At 64.0% G+C, this 13,652-nt stretch carries 7 protein-coding genes; 6 read left to right on the forward strand and 1 reads right to left on the reverse strand.

The genetic code is table 11. From position 1 onward, the window contains the following. Positions 1 to 63 precede the first annotated feature (63 nt). The 6 genes from F4Z81_01130 (at position 64) to F4Z81_01155 (ending at position 13,202) form a co-directional block, all read left to right on the forward strand. Entirely contained in the window at positions 64 to 621 is a 558-nt protein-coding gene (locus tag F4Z81_01130; protein ID MXW03650.1) for a hypothetical protein, read from the forward strand. A gap of 7 nt (positions 622 to 628) precedes the next feature. After that, positions 629 to 2,839, forward strand: a complete 2,211-nt coding sequence (locus F4Z81_01135) for an NHLP family bacteriocin export ABC transporter peptidase/permease/ATPase subunit (GenBank protein ID MXW03651.1) — start codon at positions 629 to 631, stop codon at positions 2,837 to 2,839. Continuing rightward, the gene (locus F4Z81_01140; protein MXW03652.1) at positions 2,839 to 5,790 is read left to right on the forward strand and encodes an ATP-binding cassette domain-containing protein; all 2,952 of its coding nucleotides are present in this window, start codon (positions 2,839 to 2,841) and stop codon (positions 5,788 to 5,790) included. The genes F4Z81_01135 and F4Z81_01140 overlap by 1 nt, the downstream gene beginning before the upstream one ends. An 879-nt stretch (positions 5,791 to 6,669) precedes the next feature. Then, the gene (locus F4Z81_01145; GenBank protein ID MXW03653.1) at positions 6,670 to 9,639 is read left to right on the forward strand and encodes a hypothetical protein; all 2,970 of its coding nucleotides are present in this window, start codon (positions 6,670 to 6,672) and stop codon (positions 9,637 to 9,639) included. Continuing rightward, complete coding sequence (locus F4Z81_01150) at positions 9,636 to 12,074, forward strand: TOMM precursor leader peptide-binding protein (GenBank protein MXW03654.1); 2,439 nt, start codon at positions 9,636 to 9,638, stop codon at positions 12,072 to 12,074. The genes F4Z81_01145 and F4Z81_01150 overlap by 4 nt, the downstream gene beginning before the upstream one ends. Before the next feature lie 9 nt (positions 12,075 to 12,083). Next, positions 12,084 to 13,202, forward strand: a complete 1,119-nt coding sequence (locus tag F4Z81_01155) for a hypothetical protein (protein ID MXW03655.1) — start codon at positions 12,084 to 12,086, stop codon at positions 13,200 to 13,202. Positions 13,203 to 13,372: 170 nt separating this feature from the next. Here F4Z81_01155 and F4Z81_01160 read toward each other — a convergent pair whose 3' ends face one another. Next, complete coding sequence (locus F4Z81_01160) at positions 13,373 to 13,651, reverse strand: NHLP leader peptide family natural product precursor (protein MXW03656.1); 279 nt, start codon at positions 13,649 to 13,651, stop codon at positions 13,373 to 13,375. Position 13,652: the final 1 nt, after the last annotated feature.

Below are 13,652 nucleotides of genomic sequence, written 5' to 3' on the forward strand. Positions count from 1 at the left end.
GTGCAAACCTGCTTCGTAAGTGCGCAACCTGCTCGACTGCCATGAGGAGACCATTTAACGCCCGTGTTCAACAATCTGCTGAACTCATTTCATGACACCGTCGCGGAGGCAAAGGAAGACCGCGAGCAACTCGACCGGCTTCTGACGATATCCACGCCGCGGGAACGGCTGCTGGTTGCCGCAATCGCTGTTTTTCTGTGTGCCCTCCTGGCATGGTTTTTCTTCGGCAGCGTGGCGCGCAGTATCGTAGTGGACGGCGTCATCGTGGAGCAGGGGGAAACCCTTCCCGACGGAAGCCTCACCGTGGAAGCCCTCGCCTGGATCAATAGCGAAATCGCACCGGATATTGCGGCCGGGATGCCGGTATTGATCGAGCCGGAGCCGGCGGATGGAGATCCATACGCACCCGGCGGAACGGTCAGAGCCATCGTCGCCGAACCCGTCTCGGGCGGACCGGCCGCCTTTGAGACTGCGGCGCCGGTATCCGTTCACCGCATCGATATAACGCTCGAGACCGCACTCCCGGAAGACCGGGATCCGGAATCCCTTGCGGGCATGAAGTGCCGGATCGTCATCGAGCTGGGCAGGCAGTCTCCGATCGGGCTGTTCCTCATGAGGTGACCGCAGGATGACGGTGAGCACGACCAAACAAGCTGGCAACAAGAACGCCGCGGACGACTCGGCGCAGCGGATATCCACGCCCGTTCTGCTGCAGATGCACGCATCGGAGTGCGGCGCGGCCTGTCTCGGCATCGTACTGGGATACTTCGGGAGATGGGTGCCGCTCACCGAACTGCGGGAAAAATGCGAGGTGAGCCGGGACGGAAGCAGCGCCGCGAGCATCCTGCGTGCCTCCCGGCACTACGGTCTAGAGTGTAACGGCCTCAGCGTGCGCGCCGAGCAACTGAAAATGCTGGAATTTCCGCTGGTGCTCTTCTGGCAGTTCAGCCATTTCCTCGTCCTCGAAGGAATCGACAGCCGTTACTACTACCTCAACGACCCTTCCACGGGACGGCGCAGGGTCTCCTCCGAAGAGTTCGAAAAAGGCTACAGCGGAATCGCACTTCGCTTCAAGCGCGGCGGGGACTTCACGCCCGGCGGCGAGCAGCCCGATCTGTTCAGGCAGCTGAACGGCCTGATCGCCGGGTCGTGGCGCCTGCTGACCGGCGTGGTGGCCTGCGGACTCATGCTGACGATGTTGACCCTGGTCATCCCGGCATCGCTCGGCGTATTCGTCGACGACGTCATGGCCAAGCACGGGACCTGGGGCGGATTGGTAACCGCCTTGCTGGGCGGAGGGGTCCTGGTGTATGTCCTGTCCATGCTCAAGCACCGGTTCCTCAAGCGGCTCGCGGTCCGCGTATCGGTAGCCGGCTACAGCAACGGGATGTCACGGCTGCTACGTCTGCCGGTGGAGTTCTTTGAAAACAGGCTGGCCGGCGACGTCAGGGACCGGGTGTCGTCCACCGACCGAATCGCCAAGAACCTGGCGGACCAGTTCCTGGTGCTCGTGATCGACATGGCCATGAGCGCGGTGTTCCTCGTTGCGATGTTCGCCTTCGACACCGTACTCACGCTGATCGTGATCGTGCTGGCGCTGATGCACGCGGTGCTTGCACGTTTTCTCAACAACCTCAGAGCCGTCCGAAGTCAGACGATGAGACGGGAGCAGGGGTTGCTGATAGGTCTCGGCATGCAGATGCTGAGCCATGCCGACAATCTGCGGATGACGGGCGCGGACGACCGGTTTTTCTCGCGATGGAGCGGGCAACAGGCCCGAGAGTTGCGCGCACGGCAATTGTATTCCGAGCTGGGCTCCGTCAACGCATCGCTGCCGGGGTTGGTCGACGCGCTGCGCAGTGCGGCGATCCTGGGCATCGGCGGCATGATGGTCATGCAGGGAGAAATGTCGCTGGGCATGCTGGTGGGATTCTATATCCTGGCGGAGATGTTCCTGGCCCCCGTCGAGCGCTTCCTGGAGTTCGCCGAAAACCGCCAGGCCCTCGAAACCGATCTACAGCGGCTCGAGGACATTTCCAAAACCGAAGAGGATCCGGTCTTTCGCCGCAGAAACCCGGAATCGGACGCGATCCACACATTCAACGGCCGGCTCCAGCTCGCCGGCCAGCTGGAACTGTGCAACGTCACCTTCGGTTACAACCGGAGCCGCCCGCCCCTGATCAAGGATTTCAACCTCGTGATCAAGCCGGGGCAGCGGATTGCCGTGGTCGGTCCCAGCGGTTCCGGCAAATCGACCCTCGCGCGGCTGGTATCGGGGGTCTACCAGCCCTGGTCGGGCGAGATCATGTTTGACGACCATCTGCGGGATCAGATCCCCGAGGAAGTGCTGCGGCAGTCCATCTCCATGGTGGACCAGGAGATCGTGCTCTTTTCCGCGACCCTGCGCGACAATATCACGCTGTGGAACCCGGCCATCCCGGACGAAGTCCTCTTCGCCGCGACACGGGATGCCCAGATTCACGACGAAGTCCTGCTCAGGCCCCAGGGCTATGCCACGCTCGTCGAGGAAGGCGGTTCGAACTTCAGCGGCGGCCAGCGACAGCGGCTGGAAATCGCCCGCGCGCTCGTGGGCAACCCTACCGTGCTCATCCTGGACGAGGCCACCAGCGCCCTCGATGCGGCCACGGAGGAATTCGTAGATGACGCGCTGCGGCGGCGTGGGGTCACCTGCCTGATCGTGGCGCACCGCCTGAGCACCGTGCGGGACTGCGATGAGATCATCGTGCTGGACGGAGGCGTTACGGTGCAACGGGGCACCCACGACGAGCTGATCGCCGACCGGGACGGCGCGTACTACAAACTGGTCAGGTCGAACTGATGAATCAGAACGAACCGAAATACCCGTCATTGGCCGAACTCGCCGATCGCTTCGGTGAATCCGTGCCTTGCGCCGGCAACCTGCCCGTCAACCTCGACGACCCGGACAGCGTCTGGTTCATCGACCAGGGCGTCGTCAATCTGTTCCTGGTCGAACTCAAATATGGGACGGAGCAGTCGGCGCCGCAGCACCTGCTGCGCCGGGAATCGGGCTGGCTGCTACCGGGGGTCGCGCCGCACCGGCTGGGCAGTGAAACAGACGCCACGCTCAGTATCATCGCCAGGGGACTGCCGGGCTCCCTGCTCAAACGTCTGCCGGCTTCCCTGCTGTCCCGGGTGGACCCAGCGGAACTGGCGGAACAGACCGATACGTGGCTGACCGCCATTACGGAGACACTGGCGCGTTTCGCCATCCCTCCTCCCCTTCCGACCGCGCTGGCCGAACCCGGACTGACGCAGACCCTGGCGCCGTGTACGCTTTCCGTACGGCGCGGCGTGGTGTGGGTATCCGAACCGCCGTCCGGCGCGGGCCTGTTCATGGGGATCGTCGATACGGCCGAACTTGCCGAGACGGGCAGCCCCCACGAGACGGTGATTCCCCTGGCCCGGACGAGCTGGCTCACCCTGGTCGACGAGGCGACACTGACCGGCCAGTCGACGGAAACTCTGGTCCGGCAGGGCAGGCTGCTTACGGCGCTCGCCTCGTTTCACACGGTCGCATTCACGCTGGAGCGCCTGAATCGCCGGCTGGTCGTGGTCGATGCCGTCAATCTCGAACGGGCGCGGACAGCGAGCCGCAGAACGGCCGAACACACCGCGCGCCAGCGACTCTACAATATCTACGACCTTCCGACCGATCGGGACGCCGGTGTCGAGGATACGGCACTGGAGGATGCGCTGCACCTGATCGGCCGCCATGAAGACATCGATTTCAAGATCCCTGCGCGATCGGGTCAATCCGAAGCCCCCGTCGGCCTCGTGGACATTCTTGACGCTTCCGGCGTGCGTGCCCGCCGCGTGCGTTTCAACGCCGATGGCCGCTGGTGGTACGGGGACAGCAACGCGCTGCTGGCCTATCGCGCCGACGACGGGCGGCCCGTGGCGCTGCTGCCGGGCATGTTCGGACGATACCGGCAGATCGACCCGGCCGGCAATCGACGCACTCGGGTCTCGGCGGCCCGCCTGGCCGGTTCGGACGCGCTGGCGGAAGAGGCCTGGATGTTCTATCAGCCCCTGCCGGCGAGGGGTGTGAAACCGGCGGACCTGCTGGGCATCGCCCTGCGCGGATCGGCCTCGGACTGGGCGCGGATGGTGATCGCCGGGCTGCCATACGGCGTGATCAGGCTGCTGCCGGCGCTCGCCCTCGGGTTCGTCGCGAACCACATCACGGCGGGCGGAAGCGCGGGAGCGTTATATGCGGTCGCCGTGGCGATTGCGGCCTTCGGGCTGCTCGGCGCCCTGCTGCACCTCCTCCAGAACATGGCGATGATGCGGCTGGAGGGGCGCACGGCGTCCCGGGTGGAAGCCGCCTTCTGGGACCGGCTCATGCGTCTTCCACCCGGCATGCTGCACCGCAATCCGGCCGGCGACCTGGCTATGTCGGGCATGACCTTTCAGCAACTCCGCGACGGATTGCGGGGGGTCGTCGCCAACTGTTTCCTGTCGCTGGTTTTCCTGCTACCGGTTTTCGGCGTCATCTTCTTCTACGACACCACCCTCGGGGTCGTCACGCTCCTCTTCAGCCTGGCTTCGCTGCTGGTCACCCTGGTGCTGGGATTGCGCCAGATCTCTCCATACGGATGGATGATCAGGGCGGCCCGGCGCGTGGCCGGCCGGCTCTTCCAGATCGTGGGGGGCATTTCCAAGCTGCGCATGGATAACGCGGAAGGTTCGGCTTACGCCATCTGGGCGCGGGATTATCGCGCACAGAAGCGCGCGGAGATCGAACTGGGCGCACTGGAAGGGCATTCTCGGGCATTTGGCGCCGCACTGCCATTCCTTGCCGCCGGCGTGCTCCTGTTCACGGTGATGGAGGCGGGAGACCGCAACATGCCGGTCGGCGATTTTCTCGTCGTCTACACGGTCTTCATCGTGTTTCAGTCCACCATCGCCCGGCTCGGCGAGTCCATCGGCGCCCTGGCCTCCATGCTGCCGGCCTTTGAGCAGATGCGTCCGCTGCTTTCGGCGGCGCCTGAGACGGGTACGGAAGGCGAACCGGTCGAATACCTGGGCGGGGACATCCTGTTCGATCATGTTTCTTTCCGCTACGACGCCGACGGACCACTGATCCTCGACGACGTCACGATACGCGCCCATCCCGGCGAATTCGTCGCCATCGCCGGGGAATCCGGCGCCGGGAAGAGCACCCTGTTCCGGCTCGCGCTCGGCATCGACTGGCCGACCGCCGGGGCGGTATACTACGACGGGCGCGACCTGAGGCACCTGAATCTGAAACAGGTGCGCAGGAAGATCGGCGCGGTGCCCCAGTCGGTCGGGCTCCATCCCCAGGATCTCTGGGACAACCTCGTCAGCCATCACGTAGACGTGACCACAGATGAAGTTTGGGCAGCGGTCCGGACCGCGGAGGTCGAGGATCAGATCAAGGCCATGCCCATGGGCATGATGACCATGGTGGGCACCAGCGGTTCCGTCCTGTCAGGCGGCGAGAGCCAGCGCATCACGATCGCCCGCTCGGTGATCGGCAGCCCGCGTATCATGTTATTCGACGAGGCGACGAACTGGCTGGACAACGAGAACCAGGCCAGCGTGATGCGGAACCTGGCCGCCCTGACTTCCACCCGCCTCGTCATCGCCCATCGCCTGTCCACGCTCGAGCAGGCCGACCGCATCTACGTGCTGAAAGGCGGCAAAGTCGTGCAAAGCGGCTCCTTCAACGAACTGAAGGAGTCCGACGGGGTATTCAGGGAACTGATCAGGCGGCAAATCGCCTGATACGGAGCAGACGATCATGAAGAAGTCCCCCAACGCGGCCGAATTGCTTATCTTGAGAGCGGGCGACGACGACGACTTGCGGACACGTCTCCTCGCCAGGCCCAGGGAGACCATCGAGCAGGAACTCGGCGTGACGATGGAGGCAGACCACGAGATTCAAGTACACGAAGAAACCACCGGCGCGACCCATATCGTCCTGCCCCCGCGCAACCGATACACCAGGGAGGAACGGGAGGAGGCGCGCACCGGCGCGTCGTCCCTCGCCTTTCTGCGCAAGACCATGCACGATCCCGCGCCGCCCCTTCGGCCGCCGGGCGACGGGGCGGGGCGCGTCCCCGGTAGCGACGCCGGCGCCGAGGTGCTGGCGGAAGCGGCCAGAGAAAGCATCCGCCGTGGCCTTGACTTCCTTGAGTCGACGATAGACGAGCACGGCGCCTGGCACTGCATCCGGTTCAACGTGGCCGATCCGAAGGTGCCGCGGCATTTCGAAAGGCCTCCCTTCATTTCGGCGTTCTGTGTCCTTGCCCTGGAAAGTTGCCGGGAAGCGAAGGCCAGATCCATCTGCGCCGCGACCAGGGCTTATCTGGCCGACACCATCGAATATCCCGGATTCTGGCGCTATTACCGTCATCTTCCCCAGGATCTCGACAGCACCTCGCTCTGTTCCCTGGTGATCGGAACGCACCCCTGGATCCTGCTTGGGAGGAACATTCCGCGGGTACTGGCGAACCGCGACGCAGAAGGCCGCTTTATGACCTGGATGCTGGAGGGCGACGAACCCGATGTCGTGTCGCGATTTCGCATCGAAGCCGACCCCGTGGTCAACGCGAACGTAATCGCCTGGCTCGGCGACTGCCCGGAAACCAGGGATGCCCAGCGATGGCTGGAGGCGCTGATCACCGAAGGCGACCTCAAGGACGCGTCCAAGTGGTACCCCGACGAGATCGCGATCTGTTACGCGGTCGCCCGGGCCGTGAAACGCGTGTCGCCAGCCCTGGATCGGCTGCGCCCGGTCCTCGCGGACCGTGTCCTGGGCTTGAGGGACGAGCAGGGCGGTTTCGGCAACGTCCTTCAGACCGCCCAGGCCGTGTCGACGCTTTGCGACGCCGGATGCCTCGAGCGCATCGACGCAGAGCAGTCGTTGAGGAGCATCTTGAGCGCGCAGCGCGGGGACGGCAGCTGGCCGGAACTGCTCGCCTTCGGCGACCAGACGCTGAAATTCGGCGCGGTAGGACAAATTGGCCATGGCTCCGAAGCCGTGACCACCGCGTTCTGCATCGAAGCGCTCGAGCGCCTGGCCGCCTTCCTGCGAACCTGAGTGTTGCGGTTCCGGTTGTTCGGTTCCGGGCGTCCGGTGACAAGAATACGCCCGCGCAGGTGCCAGGTTATGCTGACCAAGGAGGTGTAGCCATGTCACAAAATACCGTTGAAATCGACAGCGCTGAAACCAATGGCGCCGGACCGGGTCAGGCCGATGCAACGCAGGAGATCGAGCCGTCCATCCTGACCGCCCTTCCCCATTACCTGCCGCTGGGCGTTTTCCCGTTGATCCTGCTCGCCGCGCTGTGGGGCGGATGGTGGCTCCTGCCGCCCATGGTCTTCATGAGTCTTTCCTGGTCCTTCGACCGGGTGTTCGGACGCGACGGACGCATCATGGATCCGTGGAAGACGCCGAAACACCGCCTGATCTGGCACAATCTGCCGGTCTGGTCGTGGGCGTTTCTGTGGCCGCCCACCCTGGTCTTCGGCCTGTGGCAAATTCTGGTGGCGGATCCCTTCGTATGGTGGCAGGACGTCGTGCTGGCCATCATCCTGACGATGGAAGCACAGGCCGTGTTCGTCGTAGGCCACGAACTGATTCACCGGCGCACGACCTGGGAACGCCGGATCGGCGAGTTCCTGCTATCTTCCGCCTCCTATCCGCAGTATGCCACGGAGCACGTCTATATCCACCACGCCCTGGTCGGCACACCCTACGACGTGGGGTCCGCGCCGAAGGGGGAGAGTTTCTGGCGGTACATGCCCAAGGAAATCGTCAGTAACCTCGTCAATTCATGGGAAGTAGCGCGAGAACGCCTGGCGCGGCGCCGCCGGACCATGTGGCATTACAGCAATCCCTTCTGGCGCTATGGCTTCGGCGTCGCGTTCTGGTACGCACTGGTATTCTGGTTGGGCGGGATCTGGGCGGTCCCGGTCTTCGCCTTCCTCGGCCTGTCCTGCGTCTTTTCGATGAAGATCAGCAACTACTTCCAGCACTACGGCCTGCGCCGGGTCCGCCTGGAAAACGGCCGGTGGGAGAAGATCATGCCCCGCCATTCCTGGAGTGCCGACTGGAAGTTCAGCAACTGGATGCTCTTCAATGCGCAGCGCCATGCCGACCATCACGCGGTGGCATCCCGCCAGTATCCCCTGCTGCAGGTCAGTCTCGACGAGTCGCCGGAACTGCCGGGCACCTACTCCGATATGATGAACATCGTCCTGAAGCCCAAAAAATGGTTTGAAAAGATGGACCCGCTGGTGGACCAGTGGCGCAAGCACTTCTACCCGGAGATCGAAGACTGGAGTGTCTACGACAGTCCCCTTGCCGCGAAGCGTCCCGACGCCTTTGACACGATCGTCGAGATCTTTGGCGCCGCGCCGCGGCTCGCGAAATGGATCGAACGGAACCCGGAGCTTCTGGATAACCTGCAGGAACAGGAATTCCTCGATCTCGACCTGCCGAAGGGGTTCGAGCAGGACGAGGAGTTCGAGTCGATCGCACGACGCGGGCTTGCACGGGTCTACTGGACCTACGAAATGGGCGTTCAGGAAATGAAGGACCTGATCGTTGAGTTGCCCGTGGTAGACGCGAGGGAAACTGCCGAGATCGTGCGGAACTGGTCGAACGACAAGGCGTTTCAGATCGCCATGCACGTGGTGCGCGGAAACCTGCTCCCGGCGGAGGCGAGAACGGCGCTGTCCAGTCTTTCCGAAGCGTCGGTTTCGACGGTGCTTGCCTCCGTGGTGGCGGATTTCGGCGAGCGGTACGGTACGGACAGCGTGGGCGAGGTCGCCGCCGTCTTCCTGGGCGATCTGGCCAGCCGGGAAGCCTATCCCGGCATCGAGGTCGAAATGCTGTTCGTCCATGACGGCGCGCAGTCCGGCGCGAACGAACGCCTGTTCCGGAGTTTCCGCAAGGCCCTGGCCGACCTGGCGCAGGACAACCTGTTGTTCTCCCCGGTCTCCGCCGGCGCGGAGGCCATGCCAGCGGTATCGCTCTCCGATCTGGCCGAGCAAGCCCGTGACCCGGCTTCCGGCGGGGTTCCCGTGCTCACCCGGGCCCGTAGAGTCTTCGAGACCGAGGGTTCCGGCATCGGAAGCCGCTTTGATGATGAGCGGCGCCGGGTCCTGGCCGAATGCAGTGCGGACGCAGCGGTGTACGCCGGGTCGGGCGGACAGCAGAAAGACGGCACCGGTCCGGACGATCGGCCGGTAAACGGCGCAGAGACGAGTGTGTCCGCATACGCCGGGATGCCCGGCGGATTGAACGATGTCGAGCAGGCCGCGCGCTATCTGCAGTTGAACCGTGCCGGTGACTTCCTCGACGATCCGGCGCCGTCCGCCGCGGCGGTGTTCGATGCCGCCGGCGACGAGCCGCTGGCGCAAGCCGCTAACCTGTGGCGCGACTTGCAGGGAGTCATGCGGCTGGTCGGAGCGGAAGGATTCGACGCGGCGACGGCGGGGGAGAAGGTCAAGTCCCTGGTGGCGAACGCCTGCGGGCAGGAGGACTTCGATGCGCTGGCGTCGGTGGTCGACGAAACCGCCGCTCGCGCCGCCGCCCGGATCGACACGCTCGTCGCGCACGCATGAAAGCGCCTGCCGAGAAGACACGGAAACCCCGGATGCCTGGGCCGACCAGCAAGAATGCCCGCCAGGGGAAACTCACGAGAACGACCCCCGCCGACCTGGGTCTCGTCGATCTTCCCACGCTTACCCCGCACTTGCGATCCCACGTCATCGGCGCGCAGCAGACGCTGCTGGTTTCCGAGTCCTTCGATACACTGCTGCACGGCGCCCTGCTTTGCGATCTGCTTCCTCTTCTCGACGGCTGCCGTCCCCTGTCCGGCATCGTCGCCGACCTCGAGGGCCGCCATGCCGCAGACGATGTGCGCGCAGCGATCGTTTCGCTCTCCGACCGGGGCTATGTCATCTCCGCCGATCATAGCATGGACCGGTCCCGGGCGGCATACTGGACGTCCCTCGGCGCATCGCCCCGATGGGTCGAACAACGGCTGGCGGAATCGCGTGTCGCGGTCGACGGAGACGACGGAAGGCTGTCCCGGCAGCTGGAAACGAGCGGCGCCGGCGTGGTGGCCGACACCATGGCCGTCGACGACGTCCAGCTCAAGGTTATCGTATGCGACGATTACCTCGACGCGGGATTCGTAGCGGTGAATCGGCGCCGCCTTGAGGCGGGAGCGCCGTGGATGCTGGTGCGGCCGCGCGGCATGGATGCGCTGTTCGGACCCGTGTTTCGCGCGGACCGGCAAGGCCCCTGCTGGGACTGCCTGGCCCACCGGCTACGGGGCCATAAGGAGGCCCATCAGTTCCTTCGGCACGTCGCCGGCGAGGAAGCCGCATTCAAGCCGTTCGCCGCCGACCCTGTCGTACTCGAGGCGGTATACGGGCTGGTTTCGGCTGAAATCGTCAAGTGGCTGGTGCTGGATGAAGCGGCTCCGATCCACGGACATGCGGTCTCGATGCATGTCGGCACATTCGCAAGCACTATGCATACGGTCCTGCGGCGGCCGCAGTGTCCGGTCTGTGGCGACGAAGGGCTGTACCGGCCAAACCGGGCGCCGGTGCCCGTATGTCTGAAGGCCAGCCCCAAACACCATCGGAACAGCGGCGGAGCGCGGGCCGTGACGCCTGAAGCCACCCTGGCGCAATACCGCCACCTTGTAAGCCCGGTCAGCGGCATCGTGACCTGGCTGGCGCGCACGACCAGTGAGCATGACGCCTGGCTTCACGTCTACTGGGCCGGGAGCAATCCCGGCATGAGAAGCCGGAGCCTGAGTTCGCTCAGGCGCAGCCTGCGCAGCAAAAGCGCCGGCAAGGGCAGTACGCGGGAACAGTCCGAGACCAGTGCCCTCTGCGAGGCGATCGAACGTCATTCAGGCGCTTTTAGCGGAGACGAAATCCGTACCGGTGGTCGATTCATCGATTTCGCCGCCGAAGACGGGGCGATCCACCCCAACGACGTGCAGTTGTTCAGCGAAGATCAGCTCGACAACGCGGACAGCATCAACGCGGCAGGCCACCCCTACAATATCGTCCCGCCTCGTTTCGATCCCGCCGCCGAAATCGACTGGACGCCCGTATGGTCGTTCACGCAGGGCCGGCATCGATACCTGCCGACGTCGATGCTCTACAGCATGGCGCCCGAACAGCGCGGACCCGCCGAATTGATTGCCGATTCCAACGGCTGCGCCGCGGGGAACACCCTGGAGGAGGCCATCCTGCAGGGTTTCTATGAACTGGTCGAGCGCGATGCCTTCGCCATCTGGTGGTATAACCGGCTGAGCGTCCCCGGGGTGGATCTCTCCAGTTTCGACGACGCATTCCTCGCATCCGCCACGGACTATTACGGACGCTGCGAGCGGGAGGTGTGGATGCTCGACGTGACGTCCGATACGGGCATTCCGTCCTTCGTTGCGCTTTCCCGGCGGCCGGACGCGGAAACCGAGGATATCATATACGGCGCGGGTGCCCATGCCGACCCGAGACTCGCGGCCCTGCGCGCGCTGTGCGAGTTGAATCAGTGCCTGACGTGGCTTCCCCGGCCCGGTGGACGCGAAGGCGGCGGTCATTCGGGTCGGGCCGGACTAGCCGGGGGGCCCGCACAGTCTGGCCGATCCGGTGGGCCCAACCAGCCCATGATCGACGATCCCATGGCGCTCAACTGGTGGAAGACGGCTCGAATCGCCGATTGTGCCTGGCTGGCGCCGTCGACGGACGCGCCGCTCAGGCAGGCCGCGCAGTATCCGTCGATCGAGACCGCGGATACACGGGAAGACGTGGACTGCTGCCGCGCGCTGGTCGAAGCCAGGGGCATGGAGTTCCTCGTGCTGGACCAGACCCGGCCGGACATCGGCATGCCGGTGGCGCGGGTCATCGTACCGGGCATGCGCCATTTCTGGGCGAGATTCGCCCCGGGCCGCCTGTACGACGTGCCGGTCGCCATGGGTTTTCGCAATCAACCCTTGACCGAAGCCGAATTGAATCCCGCACCGGTCATCGCGTAAGGAGGCAAGGTGAATATCGACGATGCCGTCCTGCACACCCAGGATCGTCTCGCCAAAGAGGGCGAAACGATGGCCGAGTTGCTGGCGCAGTTGCGAATTGGGATTTCACCCGGTCTGATCGGAGCACGGGAATGGGGGCTTATACTGAAACAGGCGACACAACTGCCCATAACGATGGGCGCCCAGCCCTTCGGTTTTGAACTTCCGCTGCACGATAGCCGGCCCGTGGCGGACTTCGGCGTCTCGCTGGCAAGCGGAAACCGGTCGGGCGACTTTTTTGAAGCGCAAGCGCGGACAGACGAGTCGGATGAGACGGCCGGTGCGGTAAGGCGGCTGTTCGGGAAAATGGAAGCCGAGCACTCGTCGTTGAGAGAGATCGTGGGGCGTAAGCTGATGCTGGAGTATGACGTAGGCTCGGCGCCGGGTGAAGGAAAGTCGCTACCGGGCCTGTTTCTGCGGCCCAACGAACGCACGCTGTTCGGCGGCGCCGGACTCCAGAAGGACGTCGGCATGGTGGTTGACGCCCTCGTTTCCTGCGTCGGCTGGGAAAGGATAGCCGCTGAGCGGGAAAACGCCGAACGGGTCTACCTGGCGCAGCCGGAAGACACGCGCCTGGATTCCTTCGGCGTATTCCCTTCCCGGAAACGTACAGTCCGCCTGGCGATCATGGGTTTCAGCGCGGTGGACGGAATCGGCCCTTATCTCGAGAACACCGGTTGGACGGGGCGGGTTTCCGCGGTCGAATCCGTGCTCGCGCGCTTGAGGGAGAGGGCGGACGTCGTGAGCGCGGGCTTAAACGTAGACGTACGGGCAGACGGGCTGGGGCCCACACTCGGACTGACGCCCATCGTCAAGCAGAGATACACGCAGGATTCCCGTTACTGGCTCGACGGCATGACCGACTGGGATCCCGTACTGGATGCGTTGGGCTATGAGGACTATGTCGTTCCGGAGAAGCTTGCGGCCCTTGCGGACTGGGCTTCCAAACCCACGACGTTGTTCGGCAAGACCGGCCCTTTTCTCATGTTGCGGGGCATACATCACATAAAGCTGGTCATAACCGGAAACCGGCCGGCGCAGGCCAAGGCCTATCTATACATGGTGCTTTCCGGCGCGCACGCGAACTGAGGCCACGCACGCGAACCGTGCGCCACGGGCTCGGACCGAGCGCCGTGACACGTAATAACACCAAAAGCAAAAGTCCTCCCCGACCAGGATGATCGGGGAGGACTTTTATCTAACTAATTGATCACGCGAATACCAGGCATCCGCATAGTGACCGGCGTGCTGATTTCAGTTTACCAGCAGCAACAGAGGCCGGCCGAAACGGCTTCGAGTTGCTCCTCGGAGATATTCGCATCCGGGGGCAGTGCGATATGCACCGTCTGCATATCGCTTTCGTGGACCTGGATCGACATGGATTCCGGCATCGTGATGTCCAGTTCCTCACAGATGGTCGACTTCGGATCCGAAATCAGCTTCTGCCTGAAATCTGCGTCCAGAGAGGACTTCTCAACGATCTGCTTTAACATTTCATCGCCACTTCTCATGATTTTACTCCTTTCGAAAATTGACATC

The sequence above is a fragment of the Gemmatimonadota bacterium genome, assembly GCA_009835325.1.
Taxonomy (GTDB): Bacteria; JAAXHH01; JAAXHH01; order JAAXHH01; family JAAXHH01; genus JAAXHH01.